The sequence below is a fragment of the Enterococcus sp. DIV0236 genome (assembly GCF_050558525.1).
In the GTDB taxonomy this organism is placed as follows: Bacteria; Bacillota; Bacilli; order Lactobacillales; family Enterococcaceae; genus Enterococcus; species Enterococcus faecalis.
This window is the reverse complement of the sequence record NZ_CP187891.1, coordinates 826,460-849,543: the sequence shown is the minus strand read 5'-3', so window position 1 is coordinate 849,543 and position 23,084 is coordinate 826,460. Positions and strand designations below refer to the sequence as shown.

Annotated in this window: 27 protein-coding genes; 4 read left to right on the top strand and 23 right to left on the bottom strand. The window is 37.0% G+C overall.

What is annotated here, in order from left to right:
* The first annotated feature begins 105 nt into the window (after positions 1–105).
* Positions 106–1,527, top strand: coding sequence for a helix-turn-helix domain-containing protein (locus IGK27_RS04165; RefSeq protein ID WP_002382000.1), 1,422 nt, complete (start codon positions 106–108; stop codon positions 1,525–1,527).
* A 185-nt stretch (positions 1,528–1,712) separates the two neighbouring features.
* On the opposite strand, the gene IGK27_RS04160 is transcribed toward IGK27_RS04165, so the two are convergent.
* The 18 genes from IGK27_RS04160 to IGK27_RS04075 all read right to left on the bottom strand — a co-directional run bounded on the left by IGK27_RS04160 (position 1,713) and on the right by IGK27_RS04075 (position 15,101).
* Entirely contained in the window at positions 1,713–2,108 is a 396-nt protein-coding gene (locus IGK27_RS04160) for a DUF805 domain-containing protein (protein WP_002358131.1), read from the bottom strand.
* Between the two features lie 70 nt (positions 2,109–2,178).
* Positions 2,179–2,892 carry a DsbA family oxidoreductase gene (locus tag IGK27_RS04155; RefSeq protein WP_033626400.1) on the bottom strand — a complete coding sequence of 238 codons (714 nt, stop codon included), beginning with the start codon at positions 2,890–2,892 and terminating at the stop codon, positions 2,179–2,181.
* Between the two features lie 139 nt (positions 2,893–3,031).
* Positions 3,032–3,478: a GNAT family N-acetyltransferase gene (locus tag IGK27_RS04150; RefSeq protein WP_033626399.1), complete on the bottom strand. Its 447-nt coding sequence runs from the start codon at positions 3,476–3,478 to the stop codon at positions 3,032–3,034.
* Between the two features lie 369 nt (positions 3,479–3,847).
* Positions 3,848–4,090: a hypothetical protein gene (locus IGK27_RS04145; protein WP_002407079.1), complete on the bottom strand. Its 243-nt coding sequence runs from the start codon at positions 4,088–4,090 to the stop codon at positions 3,848–3,850.
* A gap of 70 nt (positions 4,091–4,160) precedes the next feature.
* Positions 4,161–4,592: a universal stress protein gene (locus IGK27_RS04140; RefSeq protein WP_010826906.1), complete on the bottom strand. Its 432-nt coding sequence runs from the start codon at positions 4,590–4,592 to the stop codon at positions 4,161–4,163.
* Between the two features lie 52 nt (positions 4,593–4,644).
* Positions 4,645–4,950, bottom strand: a complete 306-nt coding sequence (locus IGK27_RS04135; RefSeq protein ID WP_002358136.1) for a hypothetical protein — start codon at positions 4,948–4,950, stop codon at positions 4,645–4,647.
* 17 nt (positions 4,951–4,967) lie between these two features.
* Positions 4,968–5,165, bottom strand: coding sequence for a hypothetical protein (locus IGK27_RS04130; protein WP_002360617.1), 198 nt, complete (start codon positions 5,163–5,165; stop codon positions 4,968–4,970).
* A 71-nt stretch (positions 5,166–5,236) separates the two neighbouring features.
* Positions 5,237–5,626, bottom strand: a complete 390-nt coding sequence (locus tag IGK27_RS04125) for a hypothetical protein (RefSeq protein WP_002407077.1) — start codon at positions 5,624–5,626, stop codon at positions 5,237–5,239.
* 4 nt (positions 5,627–5,630) lie between these two features.
* Positions 5,631–6,953 (bottom strand): Y-family DNA polymerase, encoded by a 1,323-nt coding sequence (locus IGK27_RS04120; RefSeq protein ID WP_033626398.1) that lies wholly within the window; start codon positions 6,951–6,953, stop codon positions 5,631–5,633.
* Between the two features lie 145 nt (positions 6,954–7,098).
* Positions 7,099–8,253 (bottom strand): multidrug efflux MFS transporter EmeA, encoded by a 1,155-nt coding sequence (gene emeA, locus IGK27_RS04115; protein ID WP_002358140.1) that lies wholly within the window; start codon positions 8,251–8,253, stop codon positions 7,099–7,101.
* A 192-nt stretch (positions 8,254–8,445) separates the two neighbouring features.
* The gene (locus IGK27_RS04110) at positions 8,446–8,886 is read right to left on the bottom strand and encodes a GNAT family N-acetyltransferase (protein WP_002413534.1); all 441 of its coding nucleotides are present in this window, start codon (positions 8,884–8,886) and stop codon (positions 8,446–8,448) included.
* 48 nt (positions 8,887–8,934) lie between these two features.
* The gene (locus IGK27_RS04105; RefSeq protein WP_161634187.1) at positions 8,935–9,447 is read right to left on the bottom strand and encodes a GNAT family N-acetyltransferase; all 513 of its coding nucleotides are present in this window, start codon (positions 9,445–9,447) and stop codon (positions 8,935–8,937) included.
* 66 nt (positions 9,448–9,513) lie between these two features.
* The gene (locus IGK27_RS04100) at positions 9,514–9,813 is read right to left on the bottom strand and encodes a hypothetical protein (protein WP_002384750.1); all 300 of its coding nucleotides are present in this window, start codon (positions 9,811–9,813) and stop codon (positions 9,514–9,516) included.
* A 27-nt stretch (positions 9,814–9,840) separates the two neighbouring features.
* Positions 9,841–10,407, bottom strand: a complete 567-nt coding sequence (locus tag IGK27_RS04095; RefSeq protein ID WP_174089814.1) for a kinase — start codon at positions 10,405–10,407, stop codon at positions 9,841–9,843.
* 9 nt (positions 10,408–10,416) lie between these two features.
* On the bottom strand, positions 10,417–11,421 hold the full coding sequence (locus IGK27_RS04090) for a LacI family DNA-binding transcriptional regulator (RefSeq protein ID WP_016615650.1): 1,005 nt from the start codon (positions 11,419–11,421) through the stop codon (positions 10,417–10,419).
* 6 nt (positions 11,422–11,427) lie between these two features.
* Complete coding sequence (galT, locus tag IGK27_RS04085) at positions 11,428–12,918, bottom strand: UDP-glucose--hexose-1-phosphate uridylyltransferase (protein WP_174089818.1); 1,491 nt, start codon at positions 12,916–12,918, stop codon at positions 11,428–11,430.
* Positions 12,919–12,932: 14 nt separating this feature from the next.
* Positions 12,933–13,922, bottom strand: coding sequence for a UDP-glucose 4-epimerase GalE (galE, locus tag IGK27_RS04080; protein WP_002363665.1), 990 nt, complete (start codon positions 13,920–13,922; stop codon positions 12,933–12,935).
* Positions 13,923–13,937: 15 nt separating this feature from the next.
* Positions 13,938–15,101, bottom strand: a complete 1,164-nt coding sequence (locus tag IGK27_RS04075) for a galactokinase (protein ID WP_002382071.1) — start codon at positions 15,099–15,101, stop codon at positions 13,938–13,940.
* A 198-nt stretch (positions 15,102–15,299) separates the two neighbouring features.
* Here IGK27_RS04075 and galM point away from each other — a divergent pair, with 198 nt between their 5' ends.
* From galM to IGK27_RS04060, 3 genes are all read left to right on the top strand, one after another.
* Positions 15,300–16,358, top strand: coding sequence for a galactose-1-epimerase (galM, locus tag IGK27_RS04070; RefSeq protein ID WP_308726316.1), 1,059 nt, complete (start codon positions 15,300–15,302; stop codon positions 16,356–16,358).
* 133 nt (positions 16,359–16,491) lie between these two features.
* Positions 16,492–16,638 (top strand): hypothetical protein, encoded by a 147-nt coding sequence (locus IGK27_RS04065; protein WP_002384758.1) that lies wholly within the window; start codon positions 16,492–16,494, stop codon positions 16,636–16,638.
* 120 nt (positions 16,639–16,758) lie between these two features.
* Positions 16,759–17,397 (top strand): sugar O-acetyltransferase, encoded by a 639-nt coding sequence (locus IGK27_RS04060; protein ID WP_033626284.1) that lies wholly within the window; start codon positions 16,759–16,761, stop codon positions 17,395–17,397.
* A 45-nt stretch (positions 17,398–17,442) separates the two neighbouring features.
* On the opposite strand, the gene IGK27_RS04055 is transcribed toward IGK27_RS04060, so the two are convergent.
* From IGK27_RS04055 to IGK27_RS04035, 5 genes are all read right to left on the bottom strand, one after another.
* A complete protein-coding gene (locus IGK27_RS04055; protein WP_002382065.1) occupies positions 17,443–17,874 on the bottom strand; it encodes a VOC family protein in 432 nt (143 codons plus the stop codon).
* Between the two features lie 66 nt (positions 17,875–17,940).
* A complete protein-coding gene (locus tag IGK27_RS04050) occupies positions 17,941–18,420 on the bottom strand; it encodes a GAF domain-containing protein (protein WP_002358155.1) in 480 nt (159 codons plus the stop codon).
* Positions 18,421–18,654: 234 nt separating this feature from the next.
* Positions 18,655–19,872: an amidohydrolase gene (locus IGK27_RS04045; protein WP_002358156.1), complete on the bottom strand. Its 1,218-nt coding sequence runs from the start codon at positions 19,870–19,872 to the stop codon at positions 18,655–18,657.
* Entirely contained in the window at positions 19,869–21,119 is a 1,251-nt protein-coding gene (locus tag IGK27_RS04040; RefSeq protein ID WP_002358157.1) for an amidohydrolase family protein, read from the bottom strand. Before IGK27_RS04040 ends, IGK27_RS04045 begins: the two co-directional genes overlap by 4 nt.
* Complete coding sequence (locus IGK27_RS04035) at positions 21,120–22,781, bottom strand: peptide ABC transporter substrate-binding protein (protein ID WP_002358158.1); 1,662 nt, start codon at positions 22,779–22,781, stop codon at positions 21,120–21,122. It lies immediately after the preceding gene.
* Positions 22,782–23,084: the final 303 nt, after the last annotated feature.

Genomic DNA, 23,084 nt, shown 5'->3' with positions numbered 1-23,084 from the left:
CTCATTAAATCACACCAGCTTTCATACCAAGCGGTTTCATTTCTGAAATTGCGTTATTGTTTCGATGATTGTTTCATTAAAGTAAAGGACTTGGGAGGAAACAATATGATTAGGTTTTTAGAAAAAAATTATCGGAAAATGGAAGAAATCATTCGTGTCTTATCCATTTCTGATAAATGGATGACTAAAAAAGAACTTGCAAAATATATTGGTAGTTCTGAGTCTACTTTTATTCGTTATATTGAGGAGATTAAACAGCGTTGGGGCGAAAGTTTAACCATTAAAACATCGCATAAATTAGGCTATCGTTTAGAAAACTTTAATGTGTCCTTATATTTAAACGTGCTGACGGATATGGCAAAAACGTCAACGACCACCCAATTGCTCCATGAGTTTATCCAAAATCCTGGCAAAACCATCGAATATTATTGCGATACCATCAATATTAGTCGCTCTTCTTTTGCTCGAAAATTGAAGCAGTGTAATCAGGTCTTGGAAACTTACTCTCTTCGCGTTATCGTTGATCAAGGCTATCAATTAACTAGCCAAACAGAAGAATTGCCTTTACGTATTTTTACAACCTTTTTCTTTTTAATGTATTATGGTCATTATGAATTGCCTTATCAATTAGATAAGCAGGAAATCAAACAATTAATGCGCCGTAATCAATGCCAATTAAATATTATTAGTATGGATAACAGTTATGAACACGATTTCTTTATTATGTATTTTATTGTTGATTTATTAAGAGAGCATCAAGGATTTCAACAACGTTTCCAGAAAAAAACAGATAAAAAGAGTCCAATCAAAATGGAAGATTATCTTTTACTCAGTCGTCATTTCACTGGACTCAGCCGTGAAACCTATCGGGAAGTTCTCCGATATTTTCAAAGAGGCGCTTTTCAGCAATACTACTCCGAAGACCAAGAAGTCATCAGTCAAAGAATACGTGAAAATTTAAAATTTAATGCTTTTTCACAGATTGAACAATTAACAGAAGAAGTCGTCGACTTCGCTGTTCACTTGTTAACCTGTCTTTATTTGTTTTCTCAATTAGTGCCTTTTGACACCTCCGAATTGACACAAAGGGCCACCTTTTTCACTCGACAAATTCATTTTACTCAGCTTCACTTATATGCACGATTAAAAGCAGAATTGCATTTCTTTTCCGCTCTTTTAGAAACAAATCTATTAAACTATTCATCTTCTTATATTTTTTGGTTGCTTAATACTTTTCCAGAAATTAACCAGAGTTTCGACTCAAAAAAGATTTTGATTATTAGCGACATGGGCCTGAATCATAGTCAATATATTGGAAACTATGTCCACGATATTTTAGCTTTGCATCGGATTCGTTCAAATACGTTAGCAATTACGGAAGAACAATTAGGTGACCATCGACTCGAAGAATTTGACTTGATTATTACCAATCAACCAATTATTGAAACCAGTGTTCCAAGTATTTTAATTAATGATGCTATCTTATTTTCTAACAAAAGAGAATTGCTCGATTTATTAAACTTTTAACGTCTTAATGGTTTTCCCTATCTACCAAAAAGATAGCCCCTTTATCAAGAACCGCGTAATGTGAGGTGCCATCATACAGAAGATATTTTTATTTTTCTGAAATAAAAAAGAAAATAGGACATAAGTCGAAATGACTTATGTCCTATTTTCACTCTTAAGATAATCAGCTAAACGAAACCAGCAAATTAAATTTCTGATTGATTCACTGGCCATCTTGTGTGACTTTTACTTGGCAAAATTAATGTAATGAAGATCACTAAAGTACCGATAAAAGGAAGTAAATAGAATAAAATCCACCAGTTACTGTGGTCGCGATCATGCAATCTTCTTGCTCGAACAGTAAAGTTTGCCAACCAAATTAAAGCAGTCAGCAAGAAAAAGATAATGGTCACAGTATTCCATTCTTTAATGATTGTTCCATCATTGGGTGTTACTTCAATATATCTGTAAACGCCCGTAATTGCTGAATAAATCCCTAACACCAAATAATTAATTAATTGTGGCCACCAATATTGTGCTCGTGTTGCTGACGCATTCATTGTTGTAATATTATTCCAGTATTCTCTATACGCGTTAAACATATTATCACCCCCGCATTAACTATTACAGAAGTCTTTCGTTTTGTCAAAGAATAACGTTATTTTATGCTGTTTAATGACACGTCCATGTGCCTTCCTTAAACTCACACGAAGCTGACTCTTCAGAAGAAGGAGTCAATGAAACTAACGGTTGCTGTTGTTTTTCTTCTGCGAGAATTTTTTGAATAGTTTGGCTGATTTGCTGTTTCGGTACTGCACCATTAATTAAATATTTTTGATTAATGATTAGTGCGGGAACTCCTTGTAAACCATAAGCAGAAGCTAGCGCAAAATCTTCTTGAACCGCCGTCCAAACAGCCTCGGAAGCAACAGCTTCTTTCCATAAAGCAAAATCAATCGTTGTCTCTTTTACTAGCTCCTCAATTACTTCTGGCTCTTCAATATTTAAACTTCTCATAAATAAACCTTCTTGTAACTTATCAAACAGTAACCAATAGGTGTCTTGGTTGCCAATGTATCCAGCTGCTTTTGCTGCTAATAATGCATTCTTTGATGTTGGAAAATCAAATCGTTGCTTCCTCATCCCTTCAATATTAAAACGATGCTTTGAATCGTTTTGATTGGCATGCACCCAATGCGTCAAAACTTCTTCTTTTACTGCTGATCGTGAGCCAAACATTGTTTCAAAATCGTTTGCTAACCATCCCAACGCAAACGACCGATGAATCAATTCAATTTCAGGAAATTCTTGTTGAATCTCATGCATGCGGTCAGACATTGGAAAACAAAAACTACAAATAACATCATGGAAAAATTCTATTTTCATCCTTACCCTCCAGTAACTCTTTTTTCAAAACAGATTGAACTAAATTTACCATTTTACTTACTAAAAGTAAACAAATGAAGCCAATTAAAAGAAAAAGGTGAAACAAAATGCGCTGTGGCTTTTGTCTCACCTGTTCTATCTACTTATTCTGATGTGTCCATTCCATTACCCGCTCACCATTCGTATCTAATTCACCATTAAATACAAAACCAAGTTGTTGATACAACCGAATTGCTGAGTTGTTCGTATCATAAACACTCAAGTATAGCTTGTTTGTTTGGTATTTTTCTATTAGCATTAACATTAAAAGTCGACAGGCTGCTTTCCCATAACCTTGTCCTTGGAACCGTTGATCAATTAAAAAGCGGTCTAGCCAAACGCGCCCATCTTGCCAACGTCCATACATGGCATAGCCGATTAATTGATTGCTGTCATAAATACCTGCCGATTCCCATTCTGGAAATTGGTCTGATTCTTTTAGATTTTCTGCCATTGATTCAATGAAGGTTTGTTGTTCAGCAAAAACTTGTAGGTTTTCCACTGCTTTACGATTATCGCTTGTTACTTTTTCAAAATGTATTTCCATTGTTTTCACCTAATTAGTTGTTATTTTCTGCATACTTGTATTCTTTCTTGCTTCTTATTTTAACATACTTATTTCCCTTTGCTTTCTCTAACTCTCTGTGATTATACGTTTCTCTTTTTTATGGGAAATCTTCCCTATAAATGGAGACTCTTTTCAAGAGATTTCTTTTTACACCACCCGTTTCAAATGATATAAATGATATATAGAGTGTTTTAACTATGTGCAACATGATTAAAAGTTAACTGTTGGGGAGCAGTTAACTTTTTCTTTTTAACCACAAAAGAGAGGATCCGCTGTGAGAAATAACTGCAGTGGATGCTCCCTTTTGTATATTATTTATTTACTAGCCGATAGTTGAAAGCTTTCCCGTTACTCAGTAGTATCGATTTTGTCTTCTTGACTATCTAAAGAACGGTCAACTTTTTCGTCGTAACTTTCCATGGAATTTTCATTTTTATGTTTCTGCTTATCGACCGTTTTATCGACTTTTTCTTTCTTTCGATCAATTGTTTTTTCCATCTCTTCGCCAGCCGAGGTACAACCACTCAGTAAAAGGAAACTTGTGAATAAAAACGCTGACAAGATAACTGTTTTTCCGATTTTTGTTTTCATAAACTCACCTCTCGTTTAATTTAAAAAAACGTCCCGATAAAACATTGTTCCCTTGATTATTTACTCACAATTAGCGAACGACTAAGACATTGCACAAAGCATGGTTAACCACATAATCTGTAGTAGAACCAATCAAGGTTCGTTGAATAGCACCTCTTCCCGTGGCACCTAGCACAATTAAATCTATGGCATAATTTTCAGAAATCGTGTTGGCAAGATAACGTTTTGGGCTCCCAAGTTCAACAATTTTTTTGCCTGTTTTTACACCAATTTCACTCGCTTGTTTTGCCTTTTCAGTGAGCATCTCTTCTGACTTGTGTTTTTCTAAATCATACAATTCTTCAAAAGAAAATGGACTCGTCGTAAATTCAGCATCATTAATAATTGTAGCTAAATAAAGAGTGGCTTGTTCCTCTTTGGCAATCCTGACAGCTTCATGAAAAGCTTTTTCAGATTGATCTGAGCCATCAAGAGCAACCAAAATATGTTGATATACTGACATTTTATCCGCCTCCTTAACCAAATTAAGAATCAAAACTAACACAACAGCTGTGTTACATTTTAGTGGCTATCTGTTGTAATTTTTCCACGGTTAATGCTTGATAATTTGTTTCTTCAAGTAGTCCCGTTTGAATTTCAACAGAAACATCTTCCGTACATGTTTCTAAAAACATTGTGGCATAATCAAACTGTTGCTCTAAGAATGTTTCATACTCCAGTCGACAACGTAAAAATTCTTTCGCGGTATCCGAAACATGTAAACACATGCGGCGCTTATTCGCTTTCTTGGTTATCACAAAATAGGTTCCCTCTAAAATCGTGGTAATCTCTTCAATAATATACGCTGCATCTTTTACCATTCCGTCAATCCAGTCCTTTATTTGTTTTCAGTGTCGTTGCTTTTTTCTTTGTCGTCACTTAACAGCTCTTTAATTTTTTCACGATTGTCGTATAACTTTTTTCCTACGCCCACTAAGGCGCCGCCTGCCAATAACTTTGTTAAAAAGCCGCCATTTGCGTTTGTTTTTTTGCCATGGTGTCCTTTTAAATGATGTCCCATCCTAGCCACCTCCATAATTTTTATTTCTATTACCCATGAACATCATCTCATATGTTTTCACAAAACGCACGTATAACAATAGTTTTTTAATCAAGGCTCGACCACTTTGTAAACTCATGACTTTTAATATGCCGAATCTCTTCAAATAAAATATGTGTATGTCCAACTTTTGCATACTCCATTGAACTCATCCCTTCAAAAACACCAACAATTGGCGGTTGAACACGGCCATAATCATCCAATGTATTCAATTGGATTTCTAAAACCTGGTTATTTTTTAAAGACTGCTCTAAGTATTCTTCAATTTCTTCTGTTGTCTGTTGCGGTAAGCGTTCAAACGCTCTCTTAGAATATTCGTCAGAAGCTTCGATTCCTTCTTGTAACTCCCCCAATGCAAAAGCGGTCGCCCATTTCAGTTCAAAGGGCCGATCATGGTACTCATTATAAGGTGTAAATTCTTTTTTTGTTCGTTTCATGATGTTATCCTCCTAAACCGACATTTCCTCCAGCATGTCCACCGACTAATCCTGAACGATGAATTGCCGTCGCGCCTTCCAACAAAGAAGAGGCGTGGATTAAAGCTTGAAAGCCAAATTTTTGTCGGATTTTATCAATCAGATAGTTTAACTCCATTTCACTAATTTGCTCTTCTGGTTCCGAAAATAAATCTAATTGTAAAGATTCATTCCAAACTAATTTCCCATAAGAAAGCCCTAATTGCCGGACATCGGTTCCCGCTAGATAATGTTCTCTAAAAAGGGCTAATACATAGGTAATCAAAACTTTTGTATTGTTTGTTGCAGGAATCGTTTGTTGTTTTCGCCAACCAGTTCGTCCTTCGCAGTCAATTTGACCTTTGGAATAACCAACGTAGACTGTGATACATTCCGTTTGACAATGCGCTTTTCTTAAACGAGCAGCCACTTGTTCTGTCAGTTCCTTTAAGACTAGTTCAATCTGATCTCTTCGCGCATAATCTCTCGGCAAAATCTGACTATTTCCAAATGATTTTTCAGCTTTATGTTGCGCTTTTTTCCCTAAAAAGGTACGATCAATCCCCCATGAATGAGCATACAATTGAAGCCCCATCACGCCAAATGTTTCTTGTAAAAGATGCGGATTCGCTTGCGCTAACTCATATACAGAATCAATTCCTAAACGATTCAGTCGTTTAGCCATTCTGCGACCAATCCCACAAAAATCTGTCAAAGAAGGCAACTGCCAGACAGTATCTGGTACACGATCATACCGCCATTCTGCAATAAAATCTGGCGAATGTTTGGCGCCATTGTCCAACGCCAATTTAGCCAGTAACGGATTGTCCCCTATCCCAACGGTCACATAAATACCCACATGATTATAAACGACTCTTTGGATAATCCGAGCCATCTTATAGGCGGTTTCACAATGAAAATAACTTAAAGAAGCAGTTACATCAAGAAATGATTCATCTACACTAAACACAGAGTGATCTTCATCTGCGACAAACTTTTTATATAAATTATTGATTTCTTGATTTTTTTTCATGTACAAATTCATTCGTGGCGGAACCACATATAAATCAGGATGAGCGGGCACTTGATTTTTACGCGTAACATTTGAAACACCTAAAACTTTTTTTGCCATTGGCGATGCTGATAAAACTAATCCCCCCGCATTTTCGGCATTACTCATCACTACTAACATCGTTTTCAACGGATCTAACCCACGTTCTGCGCATTCTACACTAGCGTAAAAACTTTTGCAATCAATACAAAGAATATCGCGACTAGGTTCTTTTTCATAATCAAATTTCACAAACATCACCTCACTTGCAAAACCATTATACGAACAAACGTTCGATTAATCAAGCGAACACTGTTTATTTTTTTGTTTTTTTCAAGAACGGTCGGTGATCAAAAAAAATAAGTATTCGGAATTTTTATATTCCAAATACTTATTTTTTCTTTTACATCTTATTTCGATTTAAAAATAACGATAAAAAGCCCGTTCCTAACAGAATTACTGCTGAAACATAATAAGGGAAAAAGTGATTGATATCAAATAAAGCTCCTGCTGCCATTGGTCCTAAAATATTACCAAAACTTGTAAATGTCGAATTTAGTCCGTTGATGGTTCCTTGTTGATCTCCAGCATGTTTGGATAAATAAGTAGTTACTGCTGGTCTAAACAAGTCAAACGCTAAAAAGACAATAAACGTTGAAAATACAACAACTAAATTATTTTTTGTAAAGGCAATCACGGCAATAAAAATGGCACTTGCAAAAAAGGTTAATTGGATTAAACCCATTTCACCTATTTTTTGGACGATTGCATCAAAGAAAAACAACTGACAAATCAACGCTAAAATACCACTAACCGTAATCACGATTGCTATTTCACTTGTGGTAAAGCCAAAATTAATAGTCGCCATAATACTATAAATAGATTCGAACGCTTGCAGGCCAAAAGAGGAAATTAAGATAATCACAAATAATGAGGTAAACATTGGATTTCTTAAAATATCCATAAATGAACCTTTTTTCGCTTCAACAGCGGCTAAAATTCGTTTCTCTGGCTCCTTCAAAACAGTTAATGTCAAAATAAAACCAATAAACGCTAAAAATGCGGCCGCAAAAAATGGAGCGCGAATACCTAAATAAGCAATAAAACCACCAACTCCTGGTCCGATAATAAAACCACCACTAATTGCAGCTGACACAAGTCCCATCGCTTTCGGACGTTCAGAAATCGTGGTCATATCTGCCACAAAGGCTGTCACTGACGGCATTAATAAAGCGGCGGCAATCCCACCTAAACCACGAGAAATATAAAAACCGCTTTTCGCTTGGGCTAAACCAAATAATAACTCAGAAATTGAAAACACCAACATGCCCGTTGCAATCATTTTTTTCCGACCAATTTTATCCGAAAGGACACCTGCGATTGGCGATGTGATTAATTGGGCAATCGCAAAAATAGAAATCATCATTCCCATTGTGGTACCAGAAAAATGCATTTCTTCTTTTAATTGGGGAATTACGGGAATGACTAGGCCTACGCCTAGAAAAACAAGAAATAAGTTAGAAATTGCTAAGTACATCATACTATTTTTTTTCGTCATAATTTGCCTCCTCCATAAAAAAACAGCCATCAAAAATGGCTATTTCTGTTTCTTTGTATGTACTTTCTTTGACAGTGTTTCGGCTGAAACACTCGTTGAGTCATTGAGATACATTTTACACTAATTCACTGAAAATTTCACTAGTTTTTACTTATTTTTTTAAAGGAAATTGTTATTTTTTAAAGACATAACTTAAGTATCCAAGTATTTAATGAATCGCTTTTGTTTTTTATCAGAAACATAGCCAATGTGTTCATAAAATTGATGTGCTGCTGTACGCTGTTCCCCTGAATTTAAGCGAATCGCAGACAAGTTATACTTTTTAGCTTCCGTTTCTAGGTTCATCATTAATTGTTTGCCAATTCCACGGCCTTCTGCTTCTTTTGCCACTGCTAATCCCAGAACGTTCAATAACGTTTGGGAATAAATTGTTTCATACAGTTGCGCATGCACATAGCCTAAAATCTTGCCTGTCTTCGTTTCTTCATAAACATATAAAAACTCTCTGTCACTGGCTAGTAGTAATTTCTCAATCTGTTTACAGGTCACGTCAACGGGAACTTCATAGCCCAATTGTTCTTTATTAATGATAGTTAACGCCGCTGCATCTGTTGGCTTCATTTTTCTAATCAAGGGTAACACCCTCCTAAATGATATTTATAGAGTATTACTTTGGCTACTCTATAGTTTTTTCGATAAATAAAGAACTAACGCATCATCATTAACACACCGATCGTTTGGTTTCAGCTGCTTATTTTGAAACCAAACTCCTGAACCATCTGGCACATATCCTTGTTTGATATATAATATTTGCGCTGCACCATAACCAGGATGCAGGCCTACTCCCAAGGAAACAGTATCTGCATAACTTTTGGCAACATTTTCTGCACGATTTAATAATAACCGCCCCACTCCTTGTTTTTGAAATGGCAAGAATACATTGAAATCAGCTATTTCAGGATATAAATTTTTAAAAGGTCCTTCCTTAGCTAATGGCAGTAACGTCACATAACCTAACAGCGTTGCCTTTTTCTCCGCTACAAAAACCGTTCGTTGCTTGACTAATTGTTCTTCTAAATAGTTCATTACAATCTCTTGGCGACTTGGCCAACCTTGTTGGACAAATTGAGTATCCAGCGCTAAGATATCTTTCTCTTGCATTTCTCTAATAACCACTAGCTCAGACATTAGCATTCCCTCCCGAAAAGCGTTTTCATTTTATAAAACGAAGCGAATAATTCTTCGCTCCCTTATTCATTTTCAAAAACCATCGAGTTGATGATATTTGGGCAAAACAGCAACACATGTTTTTTCTGAATTAACAGCAATAACGAACCCTTGCCATAAGGACCACGTCACCGCTTCACCTAATTTCTCTTTCACTCGTTGAATCATTTCAGCTTGCGTTAAGTCTCGTGCAGGAAAATGTTGAACTTTATCGTTACTGATTAAAAAAATAAATGATTCTGAAAAAGCTGTCATGACTTCAGGTGGTAAATTTTTTAATCGTTCTTGGTAATCCATTGAAACCACTCCTTCTTTTTTATCATACCACAACATCCATTTCTCTAAAAAGCGCAGCACTTACTACTGAATATCTGCTAAAATTTGCCTGATAATCTGCTTTTCAGACAGTTGTTCAGATAACCGCTGTTCTCCCGCAAGCCCTAAATAATCTTCTGGTAGCCACCAACGTTTCATTTCCACGACACCAAATTCTTGATTCTTGTTTCTCTGGCTATGTCTTTTCAGCGTTTCTTCAAAAGAAATATCAAAATAATAAACCTGAACGTTTCCTTCAAAGAGATGATTCATTTCCTGAAAAAAGGAATGATAAATGGCTTTTTGAAAAATCCCTTCAACAATCACATACTGGCATTCTTGATACCCAAAAGCTACCAACTGTTTTAACAAAGCAATACTTAGATTACCTGTTTCATCTTTAACACGAAGCATTTCTCTGCGCACCACATCTTGAGAAATCAATAACGATTGTTCTTTAAGACACTGATGAAGCGCTTTAGCTATCGTTGTTTTACCACTACCAGAATTACCACGTAAAATAATTAATTTCGGTTGCATCTGTTTCCCTCCATTTTCTTGATTGTTGAAAACCAGCAGAAAAGAGCAAAAAACTTGGAAAAAACTCTCCAAGTTTTGCTGTTATTTTGATGAATGTTTCGTTGAATCTCGCTGAATGAATTCCGTTCCGACAATAATTTTTCTAGGAACTGGTGGGGTATTCAAGCATAACTCTTTCATTGTCTCAACGGCTAGCTCACCCATCCATTCAGTATGAACTTTGACTGTTGTTAATGTGGGTGAAACATATTTTGCGACACTAATATCATTAAAACCAATGATAGAAATATCTTCTGGCACACGAATTGCTGCTTCTTGTAACGCCCGCATCGCACCAATGGCCAACGTATCACTTGCAGCGAAAAAAGCGGTTGGACGAGTGTCCGCTTTTTCAATAAAGTCTTTCATCGCTTGATAGCCTTCTTCAACAGAAAAAGCTGCTTCGACAACCCATTCTTGATGATAAAGGTCCAGATCTTTTAAGGTTTCTTTAAAAGCGATAAAACGTGGATCAACCAATGCCACGCGGGACTCTTTCGTATATTCTTGCCCAGAAAGCATACCAATTTTCTGATGCCCTTGCGCCAAAAATTCTTGCACAATTGTTTTAACACTTCCAGCAAAATCAACAACAATGGAGTTTTGGCCAAAAGCCATTGCATCAAAGTCTACAAATAGAAGAGGTGCGCCTAAGGCGGCTAAGGCCGCCACTTGCTTTTCATCAAATTTTCCTAGGGCAATTGTCCCATCAAATCTTTTTTGAGACAGGTTTGTCAGAGATTCTTTGACTAAAAGAAAACCCAATTCCTCTGCCCGCTTTTCAACACCTAAACGAATCGATAAATAGTAAATATCATCCAGTTCTTCTGGATCGCTGAACCATTGGACAAACCGAATTTTCTTTTTTCCTGCTTGTTTTTTTCTGGCTCGCTTTTTATAATTTAACGTTTCTGCTGTTTCAAATATTTTCTTCTTCGTTTCATCACTAACTGATAATGTTTCATCATAGTTCAAAACTCTCGAAACTGTCGCTGAAGAAACACCGACTTGCTCTGCTATATCTTTAATGGTTACGATGTTCCTCACCTCAAACTAATCATTTTCTATACATTGAATAAATCGTTCAAAAGCACGACGACCTTCTTCGTCACGTTTAAAGACGCCGGCATCTGTTAAAATTTGAACAAAAATTGTCCCAATTCCTTGTTGGATCACTTCTTTGACATTGGCTTCAGTGATGGTTTGCTGACTGAGTTCATCCGCCCAAGCTCGATGACTTTCAGCAATTTGATTGGGTTGCTTTAATAAATACTTTTCGACTTCTCTTAATTCTTGTGCCAGCCTTGGTGGCAAAATAGCTAGTCCCATTACTTCAATTAAGCCAATATTTTCTTGCTTAATATGTTGTACTTCTGGATGTGGATGAAAAATGCCATCTGGAAATTCCTCCGAAACATTATTATCTCGTAAAACTAAATCCAATTCAAATAATGACCCTTTGCGTCGGGCAATTGGCGTAATCGTATGATGCGGTGTGCCATCTTCTGAATAGGCCCGAACTGAGACTCGTTCATCAGAATAATTGCGCCATTTGGTCAAAATTAATTCGGCTGCCTCAACTAGTTCCTCTTGATGATTACTTTGAAGACGAATCACAGACATCGGCCATTTTAAAATACCCGCAGTTATCTCAGGATATTTTTTCAAAGAAAATCTTTTTTCCATTGGTGCTAAATCCATTGGAAATGTATGACGTCCTGCTTGGTAATGATCATGAGATAAAATAGAACCACCAACAATTGGCAAATCTGCATTAGAGCCCACAAAATATTCAGGGAATAACTCCGTAATTTTAAGGAGCCGCTGGAACGTTTTTTTCTCGATTTTCATTTCTCGATGTTGTTGGTCCAAGAAAATCGCATGCTCATTATAGTAAGCATATGGAGAATATTGAAAGCCCCAAGCTTCGTCCTCTAAATTTAGTCGGATAATCCGATGGTTTGTCCGTGCTGGATAATTCACACGGCCATAATAACCTTCATTCTCCATACATAACATACACGCTGGATATTTTTTTTGACTCATTTTCTTTTCAGCCAAAATTTTTCGAGCATCCTTTTCTGGCTTCGATAAGTTAATGGTAATTTCTAGTTTACCATAGGGTGAGTCCATTGGGAAAATAATATTTTTGGCGATTGCTTTCGTTTTAATGTAGTTATTCGTTTTACATAACTGATAAAAATAATCCGTTGCTTTTCGTGGAGACTCTTGATAATAGTCCATAAACTTCTGATTAATAGTGGTTGGGGTCGGCGTAATAAAATCCATTAACTCCGCTTCTAGTTGTTCTGCTTCCGTAATTGAGTCATCGATTTGGTGATTGGCTTGTGCAATGTTTAAAAGATGTTCCACCACACGCAACGGTTCTTGCTCACAAGCAACCGCTTCTGGTTGTTCAAAAAAATCACAGCCAACTAGTTTGGCAATCCGATTCGTCAAATAATAACGGTCTGTTTCCGTCCAATCGCCATTTTCTATGATTATCTCTACAAATGCAGCAATCCATTTACTACTTTCTTTCATCATCTGATGTTCTCCTATTCATTATAGCCTTGAGGATGTTTCACATGCCATTGCCAAGCGGTGGCGATAATGTCCTTGACCTCAGTTACTTCTGGTTGCCAGCCTAAAACTCGTTTGGCTTTTTCACTAGAAGCAATTAACGTACTAGGATCCCCTGCTCGGCGTGGCGCGATTGTCGCAGGAATTTCTTGACCTGTCACTTCGCGAGCAGCATCTAACATTTCTTTAACAGAATAGCCGTTGTTGCTACCCAGGTTAAAGACGTCACTTTCGCCGCCATTTTTCAAGTATTCTAAAGCCAAAATATGTGCTGCAATCAAGTCTTCAATGTAAACATAATCTCGAATGCACGTGCCATCTGGTGTATCATAATCATCCCCAAAAATGCTTAGCTCTGCTCGTTGGCCCAATGCCACTTGTAAAATAATTGGCACAATATGCGTTTCTGGCGTGTGATCCTCACCAATTGAGGCATCTTTTTTTGCTCCTGCAACATTAAAATAACGCAAAGCAACATATTTCATTCCATAAGCGTTGTCGCACCATTTCATGATTTTTTCCATCATTAATTTACTTTCCCCATACGGATTTTTAGGATTCGTTGGGGTTTCTTCTGTAATAGGCATTGCTTTTGGTTCGCCATAAGTGGCCGCTGTGGAAGAAAAAACAATATGTTTCACTCCGAATTCTTGCATGACTTCCAAGGCAATTTGAGTGCCGTGAACATTGTTATTGAAATACATTAACGGTTTCTCCACGGATTCTCCTACTAAAGAATTGGCCGCAAAGTGCAACACACCTTCAATTGATTCTTTTTCAAAGACGCTACGTAAAAAAGCTTTATCACGAATATCGCCTTCATAGAAAGTCGCTTGTTCATGAACTGCTGAAGGATGCCCCGTTAATAAATTATCAACAACCACAACGGCATAGCCTTTTGAAATTAATTGATCGACGGCATGTGAGCCGATGTAGCCTGCGCCACCTAATACTAAAATAGACATTTAAAGCCTTCCTTTCTAAAATAACTTTCTGGCACCATCATCAATTGATGCAGGATAAAAATCAGCAGCATAGCCAATTTTATCTTGATAACTCTGGCCAACAGCTTCAATAAATGCATCTATATTTTGCTTTGGTACCAAAGCAATACTACAACCGCCAAACCCTGCACCAGTCATCCGTGCGCCCAAAACGCCTGGTTGTTCTTGCGCACAAGCCACTAAGGTATCCAACTCAATGCCAGTTACTTCGTAATCTTCTTTTAGCGAACGATGTGAGGCATTTAATAATAAGCCAAATTCTTCCAAATCCCCTTCAGTTAGCGCTTGTTTTGCCAATAAAGTTCGTTCATTTTCTGTGACGGCATGACGCGCTCGTTTAATCAACGTTGGATCTCCAATCAATGCTTGATATTGTTCAAATGTCTCGCTGTCTAATTCACCTAAAAATTCAATAGATAACTCTTTTTGAAGCAAACGAACGGCTTCTTCGCATTCTGCACGGCGTTCATTATATTTTGAATCTGCTAATTCACGGCGTTTGTTAGTATTCATAATGACAATCGTATACTCACCTAATTTGGCGGGAACCATTTCATAGTGCATATTATTGGTATCTAGTAGAATAGCTTGATCTTTTTCTCCCATTCCTACGGCAAATTGGTCCATAATTCCCGAATTAACTCCAATAAATTCATTCTCCACTTTTTTACCGATTTGCACCAATTCAAGCATTGGACAGTGTAAAGCATATAAATCATTACAGATCGTTCCCATTAAAAGTTCAATAGAAGCAGAAGAAGACAAGCCAGCACCATTAGGAATCGTACCGTAGAAGAGCACATCTAAGCCAGAATCAATATTGTGTCCGCTTTCAATCAAGTAATTTAAAACGCCTTTAGGATAATTTGCCCAATCATCTGAATCTGAATAGGTTAAATCTTCTAATGAAAATTCGATGAGACCAACCTCTTTAAAATTATCAGAAAACATCCGAATTTTTTGGTCGTCTCTTTTTCTTGCCACACCAAATGTCCCTAACGTAATAGCCGCTGGGAAAACATGACCGCCATTGTAATCTGTATGTTCACCAATCAAATTAATTCTTCCAGGGGCAAAATAACAGGCTGTCCCTTTCTCACCAAATATTTCTACAAATCGATTCATTAACAGTTCTTCCATCACTAATCGCTCCTTTCACTAGTAAACAAATTGTATAATATTTACTAAACTTTTGCAAATATTTACTTAATATTTCCTTAATTGTCATTTCGGTTGAAAACGTGTACAATACAATTAAATAAAGATTTATTTTCTTAGTGTTTCTTTTCGACTATTTAAATAATCTAAAAAAAAAAATTAAATTTACTAAATATTTACTTGAAGGAAGGATTGATTATTTTGACTATTTCAACTGAATCATTTGGACAAGGAATGCTTCTTTACACACTGACGAATAAAAATGGTGTGACTTTAAAAGCAACAGATTTTGGTGCGCGAATTGTTGCGCTCGACGTTCCTCTTACAAAAAATGAATCCCGATCACTCGTGCTAGGCTTTCCCTCAGCAGATGAATATTTGTCTAAAGACTTATATTTTGGTGCAACAATTGGTCGAACAGCTGGTCGAATTGCCGATGGCTTCTTTAAACTAGCGGGTAAAACGTATCAAACGATGATTAATACTCCTACTCAAACAACACTTCACGGCGGCACACCTGGGTTTGAAAGTAAAAAATGGCACAGCGAAATCCAAGAGGCACAAGCGAATCCTTCTGTGAAATTTTGGCTAGAGAGTCCTGCTGGTGAAAATGGTTTTCCTGGAAATCTCACTGTTTCAGTCACGTATACATTGACTGAAGAAAATGAATGGCAAATTGAGTATCAGGCAACTACAGATGAACAAACACTTTTTAATCCAACCAATCATGTCTACTTTAATTTAACTGGAAATCCTGCAATTCCCATTGATGCGCATGAGTTACAAATAAATGCCCAAAAGTTTGTCCCGCTTGATGAAAGAGTTTTACCGCTTGGAGAATTAGCTTCCGTCGACCAGACAGCTTTTGATTTACAAAAACCTAAAAAATTAGCTGAGGTTTTTTCAAGTAACGATGAACAAATCCAAAAGATGAACGGCTTCGATCACCCTTTCATCTTAACCAATCATGATTTAATTAACCCAGATGTTATCTTAAAAAGTCCTACTAAAGATATCACCTTAGAGATGTTCACTGATCAACCTTCAGTTGTTATTTTTTCAGCAAATTTTGCTGATAACGGTCCCGATATTCAAGGGCAAAAATTAGTCAATCACGGAGCGCTCACATTTGAAACCCAAGTCTGTCCTGGTGCTGAAAGATTTCCGTTGTTCGGTTCTATCACCCTCTCACCTGAACAGGAATTTCACTCAACGACCCGTTTCAAACTAATTTATTAAGTGAAAAGATGCTCTTAACCAAGCTTATCTTCGAACTAAAAAAGATAAGAATGGTTAAGAAGAGCACTTCTATTATTTGACATTTTTAATCGCTCCATTTACACTATTTTCAATTAGAAAGGCGGTGATGTCTATGTATGCAATCAAATTTTTTCATGGCTATTTAACTGCAGATGGCAAACGTACGCGAGATAAATCAGGTTGTTTAGTTTACCACTCTGAAAAAGAAGCACAAAAATTAGCAGATAAAATTGGCGGGAGAGTTAAAAAAATTGGATAACCTTAGGTAAAGGATAGATAAGCAAGGCTATTTTGCTATCTGTCCTTTTTTATTTTACATATTCCTCGACTTATTGTATTGATTTGATACAATAGAGAAAAAGCCTAAAGGAGCGCTTACATGAAACAAAATGACTTTGATTATATGCAAATGTTAAAAGGTGAATTATATTACGCCCCCACCATTTTACCCGAAAATAACTCAACAAAAGGCAAGGTGTTAGCTCAAAAAATCAATCAACTTCCTATCGATAATGTGAAAGAAATTGTGGCCCTAGAAAAAGAATTATTAGGAAAAACTGGCAATGAGTTATATATCACCCCACCCCTCTATGTAGATTACGGTCGCCATATTGAGGTAGGAGAAAATTTTTATGCAAATATGGATTGCATTTTTTTAGATGTAAACAAAATCATCTTCGGTGATAATGTCATGGTTGGCCCTCGTGCTAGTTTTTATACTGCCGGCCATCCAATTGATCCAACGATTCGAACTGCAGAATTAGAATTCGGGACGCCAATTATTGTTGAAGATAACGTGTGGATTGGCGGAAGTGCCACCATTTTACCTGGCGTTACAATTGGAAAAAATGCTATTGTCGCTGCTGGTGCTGTGGTTACAAAAGACGTTCCTGCCAACACGATTGTTGGAGGTAATCCAGCAAAAGTCATTCGCAAAATTGATGAAAACGATCAGCAATTTTGGACAGAAAAGCAACGGCAGTATCAAATCGCTAAGAAGCAATTCTTTCATGAATAAAAAATCCCCAATCCAATGAAAATAACGGATTGGGGATTTTTTATTTTAATCTTCTTCATAATAATTAAACATCCAATGGATGCCAAACTGATCTTTTAGGGAACCATACTTTTTGGACCAAAAAGTTTCAGATAATGGCATTGTAACAGTGCCACCTTCAGATAATCGTTTAAATAAGCGATCAATTTTTTCATCATCATCTGTGCTAACCACGAGCGAAAGGTTATTTCCTTCCGTAACTTCAAAACCAAACATATCAGGAACATCTGAAATCATTACATAGGTTCCTTCAATAATGATACTTGCGTTCATCACTAAATCCTTTATCTCGTCGTTTATAGGATGCTCAGGATCCTCAGGTGCTTCGCCAAAAGTCATTAAATTTTGACATTTTGTATCAAAAACATCTTCATAGAACGCAATTGCTTCTTTTGCTTCACCTTTAAAATTTATATACAACTCTAACAAATGACTCACCTTCTTTCATGATCAAATTTTATACTTTATTTTCTCATGATTTGTCAGAAAGCAAAAATAGTCTGCTTAAAAATCTGATTTTTCTAGTAACAAGGTAACAAATTTTTCCAAATACAGTTGGTCAACCGCATCATAGCTATTTGTTACACCACTATCAATATCTAAAACACCGACCAATTGATGATTTTTTACCATCGGTACAACGATTTCAGACATCGCAGCTGAGTCACAAGAAATATAATTGGCGTGTGTCTTCACGTTATCAACAATCAATGTAGCTTGTTTTTCCGCGGACTCACCACAGACACCTTTGCCCATTTTAATTCTGGTACAAGAGACTTTCCCTTGAAAAGGCCCCAAAACTAATTCTTCATCTTTATATAAATAATACCCAGCAAAAACGGTATCTGGTAATGTTTGTGCAATTAACGCGGACGAGTTTGCTAAATTTGCAATAGCATCCGTTTCTATTTCTAACAAACCGCTCAATTGTTGTAAGCACAATTCGTAGGCTGCTTTTTTGTTTTCTCTCGTTTGTTCAGTCATGCTTGGTTCATCTCCTTCATTTTGTCTTATTATAAAGGAAGATACGCAAAAGTGCTATGTTAAAGTGAGACAAACAAACTTGAAACGCTGATCCACGTTGTGAGCAGAAGCACTTTATAAGGATTAAACTGTGACGAGTAACCGCAGGACTGACACTATGCGTTGCTCAGAGCTGAACCCTGTTTCCTCTGTTTGGCTTTTTAGCATTCTATTTCTACCTAATTTTAAAGCAAGTTAAACCCATTGTCCTTTCAACATAATCTGGCGTTTCTGCGGTTTTCTAGCAATCACTTCTGCTGTAGAAGCTGCTTCTGTAAAGATAAAGTTTGCTTCGTCGCCTTCTGTAAACCAAAGACGTTCTTCTTCAAATGAAAAAGGTGCTTCTTTGCCGCAGCCATGGACGTAAGCTTGAGTAAGTTGCTCTTCTGTAATCTTTCCTGTCATTTCACAAAAATTACGTAATTTTTCAAATAAATCACCTGAAACATTAGAACTCCAAGAGTCAAAAAAGCCATCACTACCTAAATGAACCGATACACCAGTTTGGCGTAACACATCAATTGGTGGCAATAAATAACGAGGATCATAGGGAATTGTAGACATAATCGCCGTTTGATGCGTTGCCAAGCGTTGGTATAGTTTTTCTTTTTCTGCTGGTCGTACATCTAGCAGCGCAAAGGCGTGACTGATAGCGGTTCGCTGAGTAAATTTTCGTTCTTCCAAAATGTCTAAAAATCTATCAATTGTATAAACACCCACTTCCCCCGTATCATGCAAGTGAATATCGATTCCTACTTGAAATTCTTCTGCCAGATCGAAAATGGTTTCTAAAGATTCTTCAATTGCATAATCAATGCCTGCAGGATCTAAACCGCCAACCATTGTTCCACCATTTTTTAGGGCTTCTCTCATGAGTAAAACCGTTTGGGGATTTTTTAATAATCCATGCTGTGGAAAGACAACAATATCATAATCAATCACATGCGCATATTTTTCTAAGGCTCTTTTGACGCCCCAGAAGTTTTCTAGTTCTACATAAGGATCAATGTTGACATGTGTCCGAATATAAGAGGCTCCATAACCAATCAATTTTTCAATCATGGCCGTCGCTCGTTGTTCTGTTGACGGAGCTAACAATTTAAGTTCACTGGCTTCGTCTGCTAAACGCTCTTTTAAATTTTTAACAGGTTGGCTAGCACGCCAGCCTAATGAAAGGTAGGTTTTATCTAAGTGATTATGGCTCTCTTGAAAAGCGGGAATAGCCAGTTGTCCGTTTAAATCAGTGCCTTGTTGCTTTTCAGTGACTTGATTTTGCGGAATAATCGCTTGGATTTTGCCTTCTTGAATCGCTAAAGTATAGCGTGCGGTTTTAGTATACGTTAATTCGTGGTGGTCTTTAGCAAAACCAGTTTCTAAACGAACATTATTCAAATAAACAATGGATGCTGTCATTCTTTTTCCCCCTTTTGAACGGCTTCAACCAGTTGTCCTTTTAGTATCAGTTGTTGGATTGGCTGTTGGCGTGCAATCACGTGAGCAGTGCTCTCAGCATTAAATAGTAGGAAATCTGCAGAATCGCCGACATTAGGCCAAACTCGCTGCCCGTTAGGATCAAGAGGCGTTACAAAATTACTCGCTAAGCCCCATAAACGATTCAAGCGATACTCATCGCTAATTTTAAATCTTTGAGCGGCTGTATTTAATTTTTCTATTGTATTGCCACTGCCAAAAGGCGACCAATGATCCGTCAAACTGTCATGAGCCACGGAGATCTTAACACCTTGTTCAACCAAGGTTGGAATCGGCATGGTGGGCATTCCAATTGGTACAGTCGAAGTCAAATCAATCCCTGTTTCGCTAAATTTTTGCGCAATGTCTCTAATTGCTGCTTCTTCTAAGCTCCCTAAGGCTAAAGCATGACTTAAAGTAACTTTGCCAAACATCTTTGCTTGTTCTGTATAATCAACAAATTTATTAAATTCATAAAGTCCCAAAGTATCACGGGCGTGTAAATGAACATCAATTTTTTTATTAAATGTGGTAGCTAATTCAAATATTTTTGCGATTGAATGATCCACATGACGATCCACAAGGGCTGGATCAACGCCGCCGACATGAGTTGCCCCCATGCGTAAGGCTTCGCGCATCAAAGGTTCGACTTGTGAGCGGAGTAATCCGTGTTGAGGAAAAGCCACAATTTCATGAGTAATGTATTGTTCATATCGACTAAATGCTTCTTTAGTAATTTCAATATGTTTCGTTCCAATAGATGGATCTACATTACAATGACTGCGAATATGATAATGGCCTTGTTGAATATACTGCTCAATAACTTGGCAAGCACGTTCTAAACTAGTTGGTAATTGTTCAGGTAACAGCCAAGTTTCTTCTTCAATACGTGTTAAAATTCCTTTCGTTAGTGGACGACAGGCCTTCCAAGGTCCCCCAAAATACGTTTTATCAATATGAATATGCATTTCTCTTAGAGCAGGTAAAACGAGTTGCTGATTCACATCGATAACTGTTTCGTTCTCTAAAGACCTTAACTGCGGTGCGACCGCAGTACAGACCTCGTTTTCAATTCGAATATCATAGCTAGCTGTTTCTGTCGCAACAATTCGCTGATTCACAGTAGAAAATCCTGTTTCTAATTTACAGTTTTTTAAAAGCATGACAAACCCCTTCCTACCTTCATTCAATTAGTTAACATAAGCCCATTTTAAACTGTACGTAGGTCCAAATGAATGCCAATACAGATCCTTGATTTTTTGATTAGCTAATACAGAAATGCTTCGATTGTAGATTGGTGCTAAAACCGTTTCCTGATTCACCAAAATATCTTGTGCTTGAGCAAAGTCATTTAAACGAGCCTCTTGATCAGCCGCATGTGTTGTTCTAGTTTCTTGAATTAATTGATCATACGTATCACTCTTGAACGTTACGCCGCCCAAGGTACTATCCGAAGTAAAGATGCGCATAACTGTTAATGGATCACGATAATCGGTTCCCCAACCAGATAATTCTAAATCATAGTCTCTCGTTTGATCACGATCAACACGAATAGTAAAAGGAACTTGAGTAACATTCACTTCTAATCCATCTAGATTTTCTTCCAATTGAAATTGGAAAAACTCAGCAGCTTTTTTGGCGCTGTCTGTATCATCTGTTAAAAATTCTAATTTGATTTTATCCAGCCCAATTTCTTTTTTCCCTTTTTCCCAGAATTCTTTTGCTTTCGCTGTATCGTAGGTTAAGTAGTTATTTTTCTTAGCAGCTAGTTTTGTGAAATCTGTTCCATCTGGCGCAATCGTTTGTCCCGGAGGAATTACTTGATCTGTAGCCGTTGATTGATCTTGCAAGACTTCTTTTACAAAACTTTCTTTATCAAAAGCTTGTGCCAACGCTTTACGAATATTGTTGTTCGCTAAAGCCGGATTTTCTTTTCCATCACGAACGCTGTTCATTTTTAAAAAGTATGTGACGAATTGAGGAATTGAAAGAAAGGCTGGATTATCAACATAACCAGGAATAAATTCACCACTTAGCTTATTCACTACATCCAATTCATTCGAGTCAAACAAATTCACCGCTGTCGTTGGGCTCTTAATTACTGAAACTTTCGCTTCTGTTAATTTAACTTTTTCAGCATCCCAATACGTATCATTTTTTTCGTAGGTCCAGTCATCGGAAGAGGCATTATCCCATTCTTTCAATTTAAAAGAACCATTATAAATCAAATGTTCTGCATCAGTGGCATATTTATCCCCTTGTTCTTTGATATATTTTTCATTTTGCGGAAACAAAACAGGAAACGAAAGCAAAGATTTCAAATAAGGGGTAGGCCGCTCTAAAGTTATTTCTAACGTTTTATCATCTAGCGCCTTAACCCCAAGAGTATTCACATCTGCGCCTTCTAAAGCAATTTCCTTAGCATTTTTAATGACATCAAAAAATAAAGCTTGATGAATCGACCCTGATTTAGGGGAAGCAACTTGTTGCCATGCATAAACAAAGTCGTTTGCTGTTACTGGATCATCATTCGACCATTTGGCATCTTCTCTAATCTTAAATGTATAAACGGTTTCATCTTCAGAAATCGCTGGTTCTTCGGCAGCGACCCCCAACTCTAATTCATCTTCTTTACCTAAAACATAGAGTCCTTCATAAACTTGATTCATGACTAAAGTCGAGGTCGTATCCCCCGCTGTGTGTGGTTCCATTGTCGAAATAGCCGCTTCAGAACTAATTGCAATTTTTTGTTCCGCTACTTTGTTACTATCAGCCGAGTTTCCCGTTCCCGCCTGACAAGCCGTTAAAGCTAAAAGCAAACCGACGCATCCTAACATTTTTAATTTCTTCATACCGATCCCTCCATTTTACAAACTATAACCTTCAAAGTTACCAGAATTTTCTGATAAAATATAGAAAAAGAAGCATATCTGATAAGAGTCTCAAAAAACTTACAGATTATAGAAATACTTGAGAAATTTAAAGTAGCTGAAACAATAGTAAAAGCATTAAAAATTAAGTATACTATTGCTATATCTTTAAACGATGCGTTTCTATAGGTTGTAAGCGCTGATTGTTCTTATTTGGTCACTTGTGACTACCAATCACGTGATGACTTGGAACTTTTTTCTATTAGTATAAGGATACCTTATTTT